This window comes from Kitasatospora sp. NPDC059160 (assembly GCF_042755465.1).
Classification (GTDB): Bacteria; Actinomycetota; Actinomycetes; order Streptomycetales; family Streptomycetaceae; genus Kitasatospora.
Window position 1 is genome coordinate 17,963 of sequence record NZ_JBHZCN010000003.1, and the last position, 17,340, is coordinate 35,302.

Annotated in this window: 12 protein-coding genes and 1 tRNA gene; 9 read left to right on the forward strand and 4 right to left on the reverse strand. The window is 70.5% G+C overall.

Going from position 1 to position 17,340, the window contains the following annotated elements; translation table 11 throughout:
• Positions 1-542: 542 nt before the first annotated feature.
• The 8 genes from ACFXOZ_RS01875 (at position 543) to ACFXOZ_RS01910 (ending at position 7,230) form a co-directional block, all read left to right on the forward strand.
• A complete protein-coding gene (locus ACFXOZ_RS01875; protein WP_380586560.1) occupies positions 543-1,328 on the forward strand; it encodes a transglycosylase family protein in 786 nt (261 codons plus the stop codon).
• Between the two features lie 303 nt (positions 1,329-1,631).
• Positions 1,632-2,039 (forward strand): transglycosylase family protein, encoded by a 408-nt coding sequence (locus ACFXOZ_RS01880; RefSeq protein WP_380586563.1) that lies wholly within the window; start codon positions 1,632-1,634, stop codon positions 2,037-2,039.
• Between the two features lie 64 nt (positions 2,040-2,103).
• Complete coding sequence (locus ACFXOZ_RS01885; RefSeq protein WP_375887354.1) at positions 2,104-2,799, forward strand: alpha-ketoglutarate-dependent dioxygenase AlkB; 696 nt, start codon at positions 2,104-2,106, stop codon at positions 2,797-2,799.
• A gap of 127 nt (positions 2,800-2,926) precedes the next feature.
• The gene (locus tag ACFXOZ_RS01890; protein ID WP_375887124.1) at positions 2,927-3,787 is read left to right on the forward strand and encodes an acyl-CoA thioesterase; all 861 of its coding nucleotides are present in this window, start codon (positions 2,927-2,929) and stop codon (positions 3,785-3,787) included.
• Positions 3,788-4,029: 242 nt separating this feature from the next.
• A complete protein-coding gene (locus ACFXOZ_RS01895; protein WP_380586566.1) occupies positions 4,030-4,818 on the forward strand; it encodes a DUF1684 domain-containing protein in 789 nt (262 codons plus the stop codon).
• A 65-nt stretch (positions 4,819-4,883) separates the two neighbouring features.
• Positions 4,884-6,248, forward strand: coding sequence for an MFS transporter (locus tag ACFXOZ_RS01900; protein WP_380531306.1), 1,365 nt, complete (start codon positions 4,884-4,886; stop codon positions 6,246-6,248).
• Between the two features lie 149 nt (positions 6,249-6,397).
• Positions 6,398-6,471: transfer RNA gene (locus ACFXOZ_RS01905), tRNA-Pro, on the forward strand.
• A 447-nt stretch (positions 6,472-6,918) separates the two neighbouring features.
• Positions 6,919-7,230 (forward strand): hypothetical protein, encoded by a 312-nt coding sequence (locus ACFXOZ_RS01910; protein WP_380586569.1) that lies wholly within the window; start codon positions 6,919-6,921, stop codon positions 7,228-7,230.
• Between the two features lie 241 nt (positions 7,231-7,471).
• Here ACFXOZ_RS01910 and ACFXOZ_RS01915 read toward each other — a convergent pair whose 3' ends face one another.
• From ACFXOZ_RS01915 to ACFXOZ_RS01930, 4 genes are read right to left on the reverse strand one after another with little or no spacing between them, the layout of a single operon-like run.
• A complete protein-coding gene (locus tag ACFXOZ_RS01915) occupies positions 7,472-10,234 on the reverse strand; it encodes a pPIWI_RE module domain-containing protein (RefSeq protein ID WP_380586572.1) in 2,763 nt (920 codons plus the stop codon).
• Positions 10,222-13,779: a hypothetical protein gene (locus ACFXOZ_RS01920; RefSeq protein ID WP_380586575.1), complete on the reverse strand. Its 3,558-nt coding sequence runs from the start codon at positions 13,777-13,779 to the stop codon at positions 10,222-10,224. The genes ACFXOZ_RS01915 and ACFXOZ_RS01920 overlap by 13 nt, the downstream gene beginning before the upstream one ends.
• Positions 13,772-14,818: a hypothetical protein gene (locus ACFXOZ_RS01925; protein WP_380586578.1), complete on the reverse strand. Its 1,047-nt coding sequence runs from the start codon at positions 14,816-14,818 to the stop codon at positions 13,772-13,774. The genes ACFXOZ_RS01920 and ACFXOZ_RS01925 overlap by 8 nt, the downstream gene beginning before the upstream one ends.
• Positions 14,815-16,320 carry a PD-(D/E)XK nuclease family protein gene (locus ACFXOZ_RS01930; RefSeq protein WP_380586581.1) on the reverse strand — a complete coding sequence of 502 codons (1,506 nt, stop codon included), beginning with the start codon at positions 16,318-16,320 and terminating at the stop codon, positions 14,815-14,817. The genes ACFXOZ_RS01925 and ACFXOZ_RS01930 overlap by 4 nt, the downstream gene beginning before the upstream one ends.
• Before the next feature lie 117 nt (positions 16,321-16,437).
• On the opposite strand from ACFXOZ_RS01930, the gene ACFXOZ_RS01935 reads away from it, so the two are divergent.
• Positions 16,438-17,328, forward strand: a complete 891-nt coding sequence (locus ACFXOZ_RS01935; RefSeq protein ID WP_380586583.1) for a serine/threonine-protein kinase — start codon at positions 16,438-16,440, stop codon at positions 17,326-17,328.
• Positions 17,329-17,340: the final 12 nt, after the last annotated feature.

Sequence of the window (17,340 nt, forward strand, 5' to 3'; positions counted from 1 at the left end):
TCGCCATGCCCAACGGGCCCTTGTGTCAGGCGTCACGGGTGCCCGGTGAGGCTGACGGGAATTGCCCCGGATCCGACCGCGCCGCGTGTTCTCGTGGTCGCAATCTGTCGATGTCGGTGCCAGGACTGCCGGAATGAAACGGTGAGGTGAGTCACGCCGACTTGATGTTTGATCTAGGAATCGATGGCCAAAGCGGACATTTCGGGCAAGAATGTGTGGCCATTACCGCCGGTAACCCTTTGCTGAGCTGGGAAGACCGGTGGTGTTTTGGTTTCCCCGCCGACCGACCCCTAGCTTTCTTGGCGGCGCAACGAGCGCCACCCGGGTTCACCCCCGACGCACCGCTCCCCGGCTCCGGCCGGGCGCGGCAGGTGCCCGCCGACGCGATCGCTCGAACAGGTCGCCGGCGAGCGGCTGGGTGGCCAGGGCGGCAGAGGCACGTCCGACACGTGCACGGCCGTCCGACGGACGCGGCAAGCGAAACGCGACCCTCCCCAGGGTCTGGTTCCGCATGCCCGCCCGGGGCTGTCGAGAGGAACCCCATGACCTTCCGTAACGAGAACGCCGCTGCCACCACCACCGCCGCCACCAAGCGCAACCGCGTTCGGATGGCCGTCGTGGCGGGCGCCGCTGTCGCGGCCCTGCCGGTGGCCGGCCTCGTCACGGCCACCTCGGCCTCCGCCGCCCCCGTCTCCACCTGGGACTCCGTCGCCCAGTGCGAGAGCGGCGGCAACTGGGCCATCAACACCGGCAACGGTTTCTACGGCGGTCTGCAGTTCACCTCCAGCACCTGGGCCGCCTTCGGCGGCACCGCCTACGCCGCGCAGGCCAACCAGGCCACCAAGGCGCAGCAGATCTCCGTCGCCGAGAAGGTCCTCGCCTCGCAGGGCCCCGGCGCCTGGCCGGTGTGCTCCGTCAAGGCGGGCCTCACCAAGGGCGGCGCCCCGGCCGCCGTCGACACCTCGGCCGGCACCTCCGCCGCCAAGCCGGCGCAGACCCCCGCGCCGAAGACGGCCACCCCGAAGGCCGCAGCCGCGCCGAAGGCCGACGTGGCCCCGAAGGCCGCCGCGCCCAAGGCCGACGCCGCGCCGAAGACCGACGCCCCGTCGAAGAAGGACGCCGCGAAGTCCTCGAACGGTGCCAAGTCCTGGAACACCTCCAACGACGCCAAGCCGGCCAAGGGCAACTACACCGTCAAGTCCGGTGACACCCTGAGCTCTATCGCCGCCGCGCAGGGCCTGGACTGGCACGACCTGTACAAGAACAACGCCAAGGTCGTCGGTGGCAACCCCGACCTGATCTTCCCGGGTCAGACCCTGAGCATCTGAGGCTCTGAAGCATGCTGAGCTGACCTCTGGTCGCCTCCGGTCGTCTCTGGGTGCTCGGTTGTTCGTCACGGCCGCTCCTCCGCCACGCGGGGGAGCGGCCGTCGGCGTTCCCGGCGTGGCGGGGTGGGGTGAGGTCCGGGCTCCCTAGGGTCGGCTGCTGTGCCGCATTCGTCTGACGTGTCGTGCGGGGGTGCCGTGTCGTGCGGGGTCGAGGTCCGGTGCGGGTGCGGGTGCGGGTGCGGACGGGGGCCGGGGCCGGGGCAGGGGTGGCCGGGGCGGTGTGATGGTCGGACAGCCCGGGCCGTGATCCGGGCGGGCGCCGCCGTGGCGGTGGTGCTGGCCGTGGTCGCGGGCGACGTACGGGCCGGTGCGGCGACGCGGGTCGCGGACCTCGTCTGGGACGAGCTCGCCGACTGCGAGAGCGGCGGCGACTGGCACGCGGACACCGGCAACGGCTTCTACGGAGGTCTGCAGATCCGGCCGACCACCTGGGCGGAGGCGGGCGGGCTGCGCCTCGCCGACCGGCCCGACCACGGGAGCCGGCGGGAGCAGACCACCGTCGGGGAGGAGATCCTGCGGCAGCAGGGGTGGGAGGCGTGGCCGACCTGTGCGCGGGAGCTGGGGATGATCGGGCCTGGGCCGGGGGCGGGTCCGACATCGGGGCCGGGGCCGGGGCCGGGGTCGACATCGGAGCCGGAGCCGGAGCCGTAGTCGGAGTCCGGTGGCGGGGGAGCGGCTCGTGCCGGGGTGGGGGCTGCGGGAGGATGGTGGGGTGATCCAGGGTGAGCTGTTCGGGGAGCCGTCCGGCGAGCAGGCCGTCCGGGAGCGGTCCGAACCGGCTCCCGGCGCCGTGCTGCTGCCCGGCTGGCTGGACCGTGCCGCGCAGCAGCGGCTGGTCGCCGCCTGTCGGGAGTGGGCCCGCCCGCCGGCCGGGCTGCACAGCGTGCGGATGCCCACCGGCGGGCTCATGTCGGTGCGGATGGTGAGCCTCGGCTGGCACTGGTACCCCTACGGGTACGCGCGGACCGCCGAGGACGGCACCCCCGTCAAGCCGTTCCCGCCCCTGCTGGGGGACCTCGCCCGGCGGGCGGTGGCGGACGCGTACGGCGGAGCGGTCGGCGGGATCGCGGGCGCGGCGGACTACGAGCCCGACACCGCGATCGTCAACCACTACCCCCACGGCGCGAAGATGGGCCTCCACCAGGACCGCGACGAGCGCGCGGACGCGCCGGTGGTCTCGCTCTCGCTCGGCGACACCTGTGTCTTCCGGCTCGGCAACACGGAGACCCGGACCAGGCCGTGGACGGACCTGGAGCTGCGCAGCGGGGACCTGCTGGTGTTCGGCGGGCCGGCCCGGTTCGCGTACCACGGGGTGGTGCGGACGCTGCCGGGGACGGCGGATCCGGGCTCGGGGCTGGAGCTGGCCGGGCGGCTGAACATCACGGTGCGGCAGTCGGGGCTGGCGACGTAGCCCGGGCGGTTCGCTTACTCGTTCGAGTGAATCGGTGGGTGGGGGTCGGTGAGCGGGAATGCCCCGGGTCGCCGGACAATTCGAGTGAGCTGGAGAACCGAACACCATTACGAGAGGGAGCGCGCGCATGGGTACCCCCGTCGACGACCTCGTCGATCTGCTCGACCTGGAGCAGATCGAACTGAACATCTTCCGCGGGCGCAGCCCCGAGGAGGCCCTGCAGCGCACCTTCGGCGGTCAGGTCGCCGGGCAGGCACTGGTCGCGGCGGGGCGCACGATCGACGACGCGCGCCCCGTCCACTCGCTGCACGCGTACTTCCTGCGCCCCGGGGTGCCCGGCGTGCCGATCGTGTACCAGGTCGACCGGATCCGCGACGGCCGCTCGTTCAGCACCCGCCGGGTGCTCGCCATCCAGGGCGGCCGGTCGATCTTCTCGCTCACCGCCGACTTCCACAGACCGGAGGAGGGCAGCATCGAGCACCAGTACCCGATGCCGGAGGTCCCGGCCCCCGAAGGCCTGCCCAGCGCCCTGGACGAGGTCGGCTCCCGGCTCGGCGAGCTCCCCCCGTTCATCAGCCGTCGCCAGCCCTTCGACATCCGCTACGTCGAGCGGCTGCGCTGGAACAAGGAGGACCTGGTCGACGTCGAGGCGCGCAGCGGTGTGTGGCTGCGCACCAACGGCCCGCTGCCGGACGATCCGCTGATCCACGTCTGCGCCCTCACCTACGCCAGCGACATGACGCTGCTGGACGCCGTCCGAGCCCCCGTCGAGCCGCTCTGGGGCACCCGGCACTTCGACATGGCCTCGCTCGACCACGCGATGTGGTTCCACCGGCCGTTCCGGACCGACGACTGGCTGCTCTACCAGCAGGAGTCCCCGATCGCCCACGGCGCGCGCGGCCTGGCCCGCGGGCAGATCTACGACCGGAGCGGGCAGCTGGTGGTGTCGGTGGTGCAGGAGGGGCTGTTCCGGCCGTTGAAGGGCTGACCGCTGGTGGTGGTGGCGCTCGTCGTGGCGGTGGCGCTTGTCGTGGCGGTGGTGGTGACGGTCGTCGGAGGAGCGGGCTCCCGGCCGCCCTCTGTTGCCGCGGCATTGCAGTCTCCTTACGGGTCCGGCGGCTTGCCGTAAGCCGGGAATGATCCGCACCGGCGGGCGGTGTTGTGCAGGATGACCGATACGGACGGCCCGAACAGCGGGCCGTCCGCGGACCGGACCGGGAGGGTTGACCGATGACGGCGACGGCCGCGGAGGACTGGAAGCACTGGAGTGACGGGCGGGCGGCGTCGGTGAGCGCGCTGCACGGACAGCTCGCACTCACCGGCACGCACTGGCTGGAGCCCGAGCCGGCCGAGGTCCCGGGCCTGCCCGGCCTCTGGTGGGCCGACACCGAGGGCGTCCGGGTACGGGCCGCCGCCGGCGACGGCATCACCGTCGACGGCGCCGACGGGCCGATCGACGGCGAGGTACTGCTCCGCCCGGACACCGACCCGGCCGCCGGCACCGCCACCCTGGGCGACCTGCTGCTCGTCCCGATCGAGCGGGAGGGCGAGCTCGCCCTGCGGGTCTTCGACCCGGCCGCGCCGACCCGCACCGGCTTCGCGGGCATCGCCGCCTACCCGTACGCGCCCGAGTGGGCCGTCCCCGCCGTCTACACCCCGTTCGAGGAGGAGGGGCAGTCGGTGCTCGTCCCGAACGCGGACGGCAAGGACCGGCCGCTTGCGGTCACCGGGCGGATCGAGTTCACCGTCGCCGGCGAGCACCGCACCCTGACCGTCGGCCGCTCGGGCCACAACCTCACCGGCGTCATCGCCGACGCCACCAGCGGCATCGACACCTACCGCTTCCGCTTCATCACCCTGCCGGCGCCGGACGACGAGGGCCGGACGGTCCTCGACCTCAACCGGGCCTACCTGCCGCCCTGCGCCTTCGCCGACCACTTCATCTGCCCGTTCCCGCCGCCGGGCAACCGGCTGGACTTCGCCGTGGAGGCGGGGGAGAAGCAGGTGCTCACCAGGTAGTGCGGGCGGGCGTACAGGGGCCCCGGTGTCGGCTGCGGTGGAGGCCGGGGCAACCATGGACTGTTGTGACCGCCAACCAACCCCCTGATACCCCGACCGCCGCCGCCCCTGCCGCCGACGCCGTTCCTGCCGACGCCGCTCCTGCTGCCACGGCTGCTCCTGCCACCACCGCTGCTCCGGCCGTACCGGTGCAGGTGCCCTGGTACCGACGGGCCTTCGCCGACCTCAGCCCCCTGCGCGAGAACGCCGACTACCGCCGGGTCTGGTCCGGGCAGGCCGTGTCCTCCATAGGCCAGCAGATGACCGCGGTGGCCGTCTCCGTCCAGGTCTACGACCTGACCGGCTCCGCCTTCGCCACCGGCCTGGTGGGCCTGTTCTCGCTCGTCCCGCTGGTCGCCTTCGGCCTGTACGGCGGCGCGATCGCCGACACCGTCGACCGCCGCAAGCTGGGCCTGATCGGCTCGGCCGGCCTGGCCGTGGTCTCCGCCCTGCTCGCCGCCCAGGCCCTGGCGGGCTTCCATCTGGTGGCTTTCCTCTACGCCGCCGTCGCCCTCCAGGCCGGGTTCTTCGCGATCAGCTCGCCCGCCCGCTCGGCGATGATCCCCCGGCTCGTCCCCGCCCACCAGCTCCCGGCCGCGAACGCGCTGAACACCGTCAGCATGAACCTCGGCCTCACCGTCGGCCCGATGCTCGGCGGCGTCCTGATCGGCGCCTTCGGCGCCCAGGCCGCCTACCTCGTCGACACCGTCGCCTTCGCCGGCACCCTGTACGCCGTGTGGCGCCTGCCCGCCATGCGGCCGGAGGGCGAGCGCAAGGGCCGCGCCTCCGTCCTCGACGGCCTGCGCTTCCTGCGCGATCAGCCCAACCTGCGCACCAGCTTCCTCGCCGACCTCGCCGCGATGATCTTCGGCATGCCCCGGGCCCTCTTCCCGGCGATCGCCGTCACCTTCTACGCCGGCGACGCCCGCACCGTCGGCCTGCTCGTCTCCGCCCCGGCCGTCGGCGCCCTGATCGGCGCTCTCTTCTCCGGCTGGGTCGGGCGGGTCCACCGCCAGGGCGTCGCGATCCTCGCCGCCGTCTCCGCCTGGGGCCTCGCCATCGCCGCCTTCGGCGCCCTCCACAACCTCTGGCTCGGCCTCCTCCTGCTCGCCGTGGCCGGCTGCGCGGACACCGTCAGCATGATCTTCCGCAACACGATGATGCAGGTCGCCGCCCCCGACGAGATGCGCGGCCGCCTCCAGGGCATCTTCATCGTCGTCGTGGCCGGCGGCCCCCGCCTCGGCGACTTCGAATCCGGCGCCGTCTCCGCCCTCACCAACCCCGCCACCTCCGTCATCACCGGCGGCCTCGCCTGCGTCGCCTGCGTCCTCCTCCTCGCCGCCCGCCGCCCCGCCTTCCTCACCTACGACGCCCGCCGCCCCACCCCCTGACCCCCTCCCCGCCCCACCCCCGAAACCTGGCAGCGAGCACCCCCCGACGTGCTGTATTGTTTTCCACGTCGCCGGGACAACAACCGGAGACAAGGTCGAGAAGCCAACCGGCAAGGCCCCCCAGGCCCCACCGCAAGGCACCGAGACCACGGGACGTGGCGCAGCTTGGTAGCGCACTTGACTGGGGGTCAAGGGGTCGCAGGTTCAAATCCTGTCGTCCCGACAGTGATGTCGCTTGTGAAAGCGGGTACTTGGGAAACCAGGTGCCCGCTCTTGCTGGTTTTTGGGGCTCGTTCTTTGGTCCCGGGTGGTCCCAAAATGGTCCCCAGGTTTGGCCGCGAGTGCGTCGCCACCCGTTGCTCCGGTAGCTGGCGTGCGGATTGCTCTTCGATCTCAAGGTGAAGCGCGAGAGCGCGGGACATCCGCCCGTTGCCGTCGGACCGCAGGTGGATCGTGCCCTGCACACCCTGGTCCTGGCTCGCGAAGGGAGCATGGCGCCGGAGTTCTCCGGCATCAAGGAATGGATCGGCCGAGCCCGCAACACCTACCGCTAATACGACATTCTCGCCGAGGTCGGTGGCCTCGTCTGGACCCGACCGCGACACCCTGCCCTGGATCCGGTTCTGCCCTGCGCGCCCACCGCCAGCAGGCCCAGAGCGTCGAGCGCCAGGTGAACACCACCCGCGAGGTCTGGACCGCCCTCGACGAAGCCATCGAACAACGTGGTTGGCCCGACCGCACGCTCTACGCCCTCGATCCCGCGGCCATGGGCAACCACCTACGCCGCGCCACCTACCAGGCCGACGCCGAACTCAGCGAACAGCAGGCCCAACGCGACATCCGCGAACTCGTCCGCGCCGGCTCGCTTGCAGCCCAAGGCGAGGCGCAGGGCCGCTACTGCACTGCAGGCTCGGACCTTCCCGAACCCATCGTTCGAGGCGTACGGGAACCGCGGCCCCTTCGCGATCCTTACGCCTCTTGAGGTTCATCCGATGGGTGCCAGGCGGCGCAGGAAGGGGAACCTGTGCCGGATTCATCCGGTGAGGGTAGTTGTGCCGGTCGATTCCAATCATCCGCTGACCAGACGCCGAACCTCCGCTGCTCATCATGAGCGTTCGGTTGGCCTCCCCCAGATCGCACGCATCAAGGCAAGCGCGGCCCCTGCTTCCGGATGCTCGCAGGGCGGTTGCCCAGAAGCAGGGACGGCGACGGACCTACGGGTGCTATTGCTCCACTGACGGACTACTGGCTTCGACGTCGTCGCTGGTTGCCGCCTCGGCCGTCGACGGTGCCTCTGCGGCGAGAGGCAGGAGGTATTGCTCGGCCAGCTTGGCGAGGTGGAGCGGCAGCGGCCGGGAGAGCGGATGATACTCGTCGTGGAGGCGCAACTGGTGCACGGCAGCGGCCAGCAGCGCGGGCCGGTCCGCAGGCCAGTCGGTTCGGCGGGCCTGCGCCAGCGCCTGTACGGAGAGGCAGCCGAGCACGGTGAGTTCGAGTGCCTGTGGGTTCCAGGCGGTGGCGGCGGGGGCGTGTGGCCAGCGCGTGGTCGGGACGAGCTTGCGCAGGTCGGTACGGACCGTTCCGGCGGTCGGCGGCTTCCCGACCGTGCTGGTGAAGACCCGGTTGTCCGGATCGGCCCCCCGGGGCGCCCACAGTCCGATGGACACCCCTGGGGTGTCGTCCTCCTGGGCCCCTGGGGCGTACCACTCGGCGGTCTCCTCACGACTGTTGGCGTCCCGGAGCAGGACCACGCGCAGGTCGGCGCCGAACAGCGAGAGCCGGGCGGGTTGTTCTCCGTGGAAGACCAGGCTGTCCTTGACCAGTTGGCCATTGTTCAGGCCGGGCCAGACCTTGCGCAGGTTGCCGCTGTTGGCGAGCAACAGGGTGGGGCGGTCCCGGACCTGGTACAGCAGTGACCTGATCTGCCGTTCAGCCTCGTAGCGGGCTTCCACTGCAGTTGTGCCAGCCTGGTCCGCTTCCTTTTGGTGAACCGGAGCGGCGCCGGAGGCGGCGATGGTGAGCAGCAGTCGGGCGTACGGGACCCAGCTCTTCTTGGCCTCGTCCCAGCCCCGGACCGGGTGCACCGTGTCGCGCGGGCGGATGCGGAGTGCGACGAGGCGGCGGCCGGCCTGCCGGGTGGAGCCGCCAGCCTGATGGCGGACGTGCCAGAGCGCCAGGTACTGCATGTCGTCGGTCAGGGCTTCGTCGAGCTTCTGTTCAGGAGGGACCATCGCACCGAGTTGGCGTATTCCGTCCGCGACGGCCGAGCCGGCCCTCTCGAGCAGCGGGCCGTCGGCGTCCTCCGGGACGACGATGAACTGACTCACCCGCCCGGCTCCAGCGCACCCGAGACGCAGTGCCGACTTGGGGTCGGTCTCGGTAACGGGGAAACGGTCGCGTCCGAGGATTTCCACGAATGCGATCCCGACTGTCTCCTGGTGCGTGCCGAGCCTGGCGGTCATCCGGGCCGCGCGCTCCCGAACGGCCGTCGCCACCGCCTGGGCACGTGAGAGGCCGGTCTCCCGGACCAGCCGGAGGGCACTGCCGAGGAACTTCAGCGGACGGGCACGGAGCACCACGAGCAACCCGTCGGCGTGCCACTCGTACGTGCCGTCCGCATCGGGGACGGCAGGCGGGAGGTCGAGCCACTGGCGCAGTGCCGCGACGAGTCCGTCCCGGGTCTCCTCGGTCTGCCAGAGCACGTCGACGGACAGCGGTTGTCCGTCGAGTACCGCGCGGATGGCGGCGCGCCGGGCGTCGACGCGCCGCCGGGAGCGTTCGGCGAGCTTTCCCGGATCCTTGGTGTGGGAGGCGGCGAGCAGTCTGGGGTTCGACCGACGGTGCACTCGTTCGAGGGCCGGAATCCGGCGCAGGAACGGGCGGACGCCCTCCTCGACCCACCGGTCGAGGAGCATGCGCTCCAGCGGCATCAGGCCGGCGCCGACCCCGTGCTTGCCGAAGGCGGTGTCGTGGAGGATGCCGGCGGCTATTCCGCCACGGCCGGCCAGCCAGCCGGCCGCCTCGGCGGTCAGCTCGGCGGGCTTCGGGTACACGTGCTGGATGTCCAGCTCCGGCAAGAGGTCGACCAGGCTCTGCCTGCTCCACACGGGTGTGCCGAGGGTCCGGTCGAGGAAGATCGAGTTGACGGCGAGCCGGTGGCGCGGCTCGGAAGTCTCGGACCAGGGCATCGGTGCGTCGAGTAGGACGGTTGCCCCGCTGCCGTTCTGCAGTTTCACCGGAGAACCGGTGGCCCAGCGCCGCACGCCGTACGAGACGTGTACCCGGAAGCGATCGGTGAAGGGCACGGTCTGCACGGTGACCGTCACCAGCGCCGAGTAGTACCAGGTGCGCTTGTACTTGGTGTAGGTGCGCGGTGGCCAGCTGACCAGCTCCACCCCTTGATCCCGGGTGACCTGACGGAAACGCAGTTCGATGCCGTCCATCAGCAGCGGCCGGGCCGCGAGCAGCGCGCCGATCCGCTCCGGGAGCAGGTGGTAGAGCCGTCGGTCGGGTTCGGCGGTGCCGCCTGCGGAGAGTTCCGTGGCGGTGAGGTCGACGGACTCGTGGCGCCAGCCAGGGGTTTCATCGTCGATCAGGGCGAGCGCCCGGTCCAGTGCGGCCTCGTGTCCGGCGGCCCGGACCGGATCCTTGTCCGTGCCAGGGGGCAAGGTCATCACCCAGGACGCCAGCAGTGGGGCCACCAACTCGGCCGGCTGGTCCTCGGTGGCGTAGAACCACGGTACCTCGGAGCTGGATCCCGCTCCCCGGCCGGTCGCCATCACACCGGGCGCGGTGGCCCTCAGAAGGGCATTGAGCCTGCGGATCGGCAGGCCTGGGGGCTGGTCCCGGCGGCGCCACCGGCGCTGGTAGAGGCCCAGGAATTCGGTACGCCACTCCTCGGGGAAGTGCATGACACGGAACTGCTCGAACCACGGCCCGTGGTCGGGATCGGGCTCGTAGGCGGTGTGGTGGATCAGTGGGTACACGCGGGGCCTCGTTCTTCAGTGGTCTCGGTCAGGCAGCGGTCGAGTGCGGTCCACAGCGGCCGATAGAGGGCCTGGACGATGCGGCGCTCGGCCTTCGGTGCGGTGCTGTCCGGGCCGAAGTAGGGGGTGAGCACGGCGCGGATGCTGTGCAGCAGGCTCGTTTGCGGTGTATCGGTGGGCCCGGCCGGGTCGGCAGCCGCGAGGCGGGGGGCGAACGCCGCATCGACAAAGGCGACCCGGGTGGGAACGGCACCCCGGACGGATCGGCCGATGACCTGCCAGATCAGCACCAGCATGTCCCAGGTGACCTGGGTACGGTCCTCCTCGCCGAGGTGGCTCCAGGCCATGCTCCTGGCGAGGACGTGGAACCACTTGGACCGGGCGGCGTCGCGGAACTTGCGCGCGCCCAGACCGAGCGTGGGTGCGCCGCGCACCAGATCGGAGAATTCTGTGCCGTCCATGAGCCGGACGGTCCAGTCGTTGATCGCGTGCACCGCGAGGCCGAGGTCGTCAGGGCGGGGGTTGGGCCGGGCCAGGAAGTAAACCGAGCCGATCGCGGCCTCCTTGCTGCCGATGGCGAGGATGTTGTGCCCACGCTCCACCGCGAGCAGTGGCGCCACCAGGATCTCGGCGTCCGTGGCGGCGAGCGTCTCGACATCGCCCCGGCGCAGCACCGGAGCGTGGTGCTCGTCGTCCAGTGGACGGGCAGCGGCGTCCGGGTCGTCGTCGGACACCAGCCGACGGACCTTGCCACGCCAACGGTCGTTGAGAGTGTGCAGCGTGTCTGCCACCAGCGCGGCTTCGTCGTAACTGCCGACCAGGAGCAGGATATGCCGACGGGGTTCCGGTAGCCGGTGTAGTTCCCGCAGGAGCCGTCCTTGGCCGCGGTCGTTGCGGCCGAGTTCGGTGGCCATCCGGCGCAACACGTCTTCGCGCCGGTCGATCGGCACTCCGGACAGCCGCAGGGCCTCGCGGGGAGTGTCGCAGGTGCATCGTGTCGCGCAGTCGCAGGCCTCCCGGACGAACTCGAAACGGAACTCGCTCTGGCGGGCGATCCGTTCCAGTTCCGCAGGGTCGGGTTCGATCAGCGTGCCGATCGGTACCGGAACGTGGTAACGGCTGGACTTGTCGGCCCAACTGCTGCCTGACATCAGCAGGACATTGGTCCTGGGCCGACCGTCTACCGTCGGTAGGTCCGGCATGGCTCGCAGCAGTTCCCGGCCCACTCCGCTGCAGCGGAAGAAGCGGAGCTCGCCCGTTCGGACACCGCCCTCGTCCCGTCCCTCCAGGATGAACTGGAACCCGATCACATTGCCCATCGGGGACTCGGGGACCATCGGGGCGTAGTCGAGGGGACGACGGTACATCTCGTTGAAACCGAGGCTGAGTGCGTCTGCGACCCGCGGCCACATGGTGTTGATCAGCGCGAGCTTGGGTTCCAGGGCACTGAGCAGCAGGGTGAACTCGAACCGGTCGAGCAGGGCCTCCAGCCAGTCGTCCGAGTCCTCGGGCAGGGAAGGGCGCCGGCGTCGTTTCGTGTGCTTGACGGCACTCTCCTGCTGCCCGGCCGACGTGTCCCGGTCCCCGTTCACCAGGGCTCTGAGCTTGTGGTACCGGTCCTGGTTCTTCTGTTCCTCCCCCAGGAGCGGGGCGAGGTCGAAGAGGTCGCACACCACGTCCCGCAGCCGGGCACGGGTGTGCTCGCGGTAGTTGGTGTGGAGCAGTTCGCCGAGCAACCCGAGAAGTGGCAGGGTGTCGTCCTTGGGTGGACGCCGGTCGCCGAACGGGTTGTCCCGGAAGGCGTCCAGGAGTTCCATCAGGTGCTTCCGCGGTTCCCGGTGCGGGTGCTCGACGGTGGGACCGGCCTGGCCGTCGTGGTCCTCCGGGAGGGGGAACCGTTCCTCCAGCAGGCGCAGTTGGAGCGTTCCGGCGCTGAAGTAGCCGGTTCGGACCCATGTGCGCAGGTCGAAGTCGCGGACCAGCATCGCCACCAGTCGATCGGCGGCCGCCTGGGTGGTGTTCACTGCCGCCGACCAGTTCTCCACGTCGCGATCGGACAGTTGCACCCGTCCGGCGTTGGCCAGCTCCCGGATGCGGTGCTGATTGACCTCGTCGAGGAACGAGCGGGTGTCAGGGCCACCGCCGAGCAGCGGAATGGCAGGTGCGAACATGCGGTCAAGTTGTATCTGCACCCGGTCCACCTCGTCGACGATCACCAGATCGCTGCGTCGGCAGGCGAGTTCGAGGTAGCGGATGCGCTCCGGGTTCTGCGGGTGTGGGACACGGGAATCCACCAGGCTGGGCGGGGTGGAGACCCAGACCGTCGCGTCGACCAGGGATCGTGGCCCGTGGTGGCGCGGGCACTGGGACCAGAACGGACAGGCCGTTCGGTACGAGGTCCACGGGTCGTCGGGGTCCTTCTCGCGCTTCTTGGGTGGTTGGAGCCTGGTGCACGGTGCCTCGCCGAAGCCCAGCAGGTCGTCGGCGGAGTGGCCGTCGGCGTGGCGCAGCGCGTTCAACGCACAGGAGGTGCTCAGGTACTGGAAGTTGGAGTCCAGATGGGCGAGCAGGTTGGGCTCGCCGCGTCCTGCGATCCTGCGGTGGAGCCGTTCGGCGTGCTGCTGGCGGCCCGTCGCGCCGAGGACGGGTGCGGCGGAACCGGGAACGTGGGTGTTGTAGAGCTCGACCAGTTTGAGCTGCTCCGCGACGTCACCGACCACCACCGTCACGTTCCGGCCCTGCTTGGCGAGGTGCACGGTCAGAACGTCCCGCAGCGTGCTCTTGCCGGCGCCGACGATCCCCAGCAGGTGCTCGATGCCGGAAACGGAGAAGCTGCGGGCGGGACGGAAGCCCCGGCGGCGGCGTGTGGACAGCCGGATCGCCTTCAGCCGGGCGGCCCAGCCGGCCGGCTTCCGGGCGTCCATGGCCGCGGCCGTGATCATCAGTTTCTTCCACTTGAAGGTCAGCGGCCTCCCCTCGTGGACCGGCAGCCGTCCGAGGTCGTGACCCGGCGGTGTGGGAGCTGCGTGCTCAGGCAACAGCACCGTGGTCAGGTGTCGACCGATCGGAAAGGCGTACCGGCCGGGGCCGGCGAAGGCTGCCGGCTCGCCGGTGAACGGCGGTGCTTGGTCCAGCAGGCGCTCGTAGGAGGCCCAACGGTCCTCCGCCACCGAGAGTGACGGACGACGGATGGCGGGGGCGTCCAGGTCGGGTACGTCGAAGGCCCTGAGCTGGCGGTCTTGCTGCTGGTAATCCTTCAACGCCTCGGACCAGGCGAGTCGGCGCCCCCAGGTCCAGAGGGCATAGCGAGCGGTGCGACGGATGCGCTCCTGCCGGTCGGTAATGTCGTCGCGCTCGCGGGCGAACGGGTAGCCGCTGAACAGGGTCCAGCCCTCCGAGGCCGGAGCACCAGGGGTGAGCTGCTCTTGGAGGAACAGGCCCAGTTCGATCTCGCACAGGTCGACCAGTTTGCGGCGCGGCAGTTCCGAGCCGGTCGAACGGAGCTCCCGCACCACCTGGTGCAGGGCTTTGGCGGTGCTACGCACGAGTCCTCCCGGATCGGTCGCTCCGGTACGGAGCTGTGAATTCGCTGACGGAGCTGAGCCGCACCTGGGCGCCGTTGGGAAGGTTGCGGTCGAAGGCCTTTCGGTAGCCCGGTCGGTCGACGACCGCGTCAGGCATCACGACATCGAGCGGGGAGTCTTCGAGGGCAGCCAACTCGGCAGCCCTGAAGGCGGCCAGCGCTGGCTGTTCGCGGTCGAGGACCCGGACGGTCCGGCCCGCCCCGCCCTCGTGGACGAGCCGAAGGCCGCCCGTCTCCGTTGGGACCAGCCGGGGCCCGTCGGACAGCCTTTTGCGCAGAACGAGTTCGGTGTGGCCGGGGAGGGCGAGGAAGAGTCGAACCGCGCGGGGGAGGGCGATCGGATGCTTGGGCTCCTCCACCCTTTCGAGCCCTCCGCGCCGCTTCGTGCATCCTCCCTCGCACCATGTCCCGTCGCCCTCTGTCGGCTTGGCGAACAGCCGGCACTCGGCGCAGGTGGAGACCACGCGGTCGATCGAGAAGTGCTCGGGCACCGGCTCGTACAGCTCCCGGACCAGCCGCCAGGTGCGGATGGTGGTCGGACGCATGAGCTTGGAGATGTCAGGGTGCAGGATGACGGGATGCGTGATCAGGAAGTCCCGACAGGCGGCGAACCGCTCGGGGGTCCCGCAAGCGTCGGCGAGATCGGCGACCACCTGGGCTCCGCCTTGCTCCACGTTGCCGAGCCGACCGTACGAGGCGAGTTCGGCGCAGGTGCGGGTCGGCTCGGCCGAGCTGCGGTCGATCAGCCGGGCGTCATCGGTCAGCACGTCGGGTGGGAGGGCCAGCGGCCACGTCGTGAGGCGGTCCCGGCAGCGCGACAGCAGATCGGGAACGCTCAAGGGGGCCGGCTGGTCCTGCCGGACGTATGCCAACACGACGCGGTCGAAGGCGAGTTGAGTGCTCGCTGGGTACGGGAGTCGGAGTGCTGTCGGACGGGTCACATCACTCAGGTCCAGCACCCCGCGAGCTACCGCCGCCAGCAGTTCGAAGTCTGGGCTCACGTCGCCGCCTCCCGTGAAGGCTCCGGCGGTCGGCGGGCCGAGCACCAGCGTGCCATCTCGCAGCTGCCGCACTCCGCGCCCGGGACTGCTTCGAAAAGTCGTTCCTGGTGCCATCCGACGACCTGGTTGCGCAGCACTGCTTCGGCTGCCGCCGCGGTCTCCGGCGCGAACGGGTCGAGGCTCCGGAGGTCCACACCATCGGGGCGCAGCAGTTCGAGCTCCACCCGGTCGGCGGCCAGCAGGCCCTTGGCGATGATCCGTACCGCCAGTGCCAGCTGGGGGTAGCCCGCGAGCAGGTCGCGCGGCATCCTTCTGCTGCCGGAGGTCTTGGTCTCGCGCCACACCCATGAGCCGCCCTCGCGGTACAGCAGATCGGGCTCCGTCAGCACCAGCAGATCGGCTGCGGGATCATCGAACACCAGGAGGGGTTCCGGTGTCCTGTCGGACTCCGGATCGGCGATGCGGAGCGGGCACACCTCGGCGTGGTGGCGCAGGAGGCGGGTACCGAGGAGGAGCTCGGACTGCGGTAGCCGGTAGCCGTCCGGTACCCAGTCGGCGGGTACGTCGGAAGTGCACGGCGTCCGCTCTTCCTGGCCGTGCCGAGCGGAGAGGAAGGCGTGGACGGCGCGCCCGCGCTCGGCCGCGGCACTGCGTTCGACGGAGTCGTCCACCGGGAGCCGCAGGCTGCGGAGGTAGCCGCGCGCCGGGCAGGAGCTGTGCCCGCGGCCCGTGGTCGGCGACCAACTCCGGCGCGGCCGGGTGCGATCGGCTATCCCGAGCAGCCCCGGGGCCCGCGGCAGGGCAGGGCACACAGGTGCCACCCGGCAGGACGCGCAGGCCGACCCGGGCAGGTACTCCGGACGGTCCAAGAGTCCTCGGATCGCGGGCGCGCCGTTCTCCCGATAGAGGGCCAGGGCTTCTGCCCGTGTGCCGTCGAACAGCTTCTCGGTCCGACCGTCCAAGAGTGCGAACTGCGTCACCCGGATGCGCTCCAGCCGCTCGTCGGGATCGCCTTCCGCCGCGACCAGGGCCGCGATCGCCCGCTCGGCGTCCGTGCGCTTCCGCAGGCGGTTCACCGGAAGCCGCAGCTCCCTCAGCCGGCCGTCCACCGATTCGAAGCACCGCCCCCAGGCGCTGATCCGGTACTCCGTGTTCGGGGACCCGTCGCCTCGCGAGCCGCGGTGCCGGTAGCTCCAGTGGCGCGGGGCCGGCCGGAGTTCCGAGCTACCGGCGAACGCCGTCTCGTACATCCGGAGGGCATGTCGGGTCCATTGGCGCACCCCGTCGTGGGCGGGTTTGGAGGGCCTGCTCGACTCAGTCTCGTCGTCCGGAAGTTCGATCCGGTCGAGTGCGGCCATGAACGGGCCGTTGGTGAATGTTTCCAATGCCTCGGGCTTCCATGCGGTCGGCCGAGCCGGTCGCATTCCCCGAGCCTTGAGCGCATCTGACGCCGGGCATCGATAGCGTTCCGGTCCGAACATCCCCAAGCGGATGTCGATCACGGAAGTTCGTCCGATCAGGCCTTCGGGTGGCCGGGTTCCTGTCATACTGTCCCCCACTTCTCGTTCATCGCTCTCCGAACCCGAGTACCGGGCGGATCTGGTCCTGGAGTTCGCGTCTTGCTTCCTGGCACTCTCCTCAACAACCGCTATCGGATCCTGCGGGAACTCGGCCAAGGTGGCGAAGGTGAACTCTTCGTCGCCCGTGATGAATACGACCGCCGGGATGTTGCTGTCAAGGCACAGTTTCGACGCTTCGGTCAATCACTGACCGAGTACGCCGAACTTGCCGAACCTCTCGGGGACGAACTGGATCGGCTACGGTTCATGGAATCGGTGCCCGGGATTCCCCGCGTACTGGACGACGGCTGGCACTCCGGTTGGGGCGAGCGCCGGTACATCGTGATGGAACTGATCGACGGTTCCACCCTTCGATCCTGGATGGGCCGACATCAGCCGGTGCTCGCCACCGACGCGGCCTGTGTGGTGGCCCAGCTCTGCGACACCCTGGCGCTGGTGCACGCGCACTACGTCCACCGGGACGTGACACCGAACAATGCGATGATCCAACCAGACGGGCGGATTCGACTCCTCGATGTGGGAAATTCCACGGATTACGGGACCCGGAACTACGACCCCCGCGGGACGCCCAAGTACGCCGCTCCCGAGCAGTACGTGCTGAACTCCGAGCCCACTGCGAAGTCCGACGTCTTCGCCCTCGGCGCCCTGCTCTTCGAGATGATGACCTCGGAACTTCCTTACGGCAGTGTCGACGGCCCGCCCCGCGGGACGGAGCCGGCCTTCCCGAACGGACTCGACGCGCATATGCCCGAAAAGCTGCGGAGCCTCGGCCTCGCCATGGTCGCCGTCGACCCGCGCGAACGTCCCAGCGTTTCGGAGGTCCGCGGCTACCTCCGCCCCTGGCTGCCGGCGTTCGACTCCTCTCGAGGCCCGAAGGCCCCCCGCCCCGACCCCTCGACGTACTTCCGGCTGGTCGAGCCGGGCCGGTGAGCCCGGGATGGA

What these genes read in the sequence shown, in the direction of transcription:
- ACFXOZ_RS01875 (WP_380586560.1), top strand. Translation starts at nt 543, where the DNA reads ATGACCTTCCGTAACGAGAACGCCGCTGCCACCACCACCGCCGCCACC.
- ACFXOZ_RS01890 (WP_375887124.1), top strand. Translation starts at nt 2,927, where the DNA reads ATGGGTACCCCCGTCGACGACCTCGTCGATCTGCTCGACCTGGAGCAG.
- ACFXOZ_RS01895 (WP_380586566.1), top strand. Translation starts at nt 4,030, where the DNA reads ATGACGGCGACGGCCGCGGAGGACTGGAAGCACTGGAGTGACGGGCGG.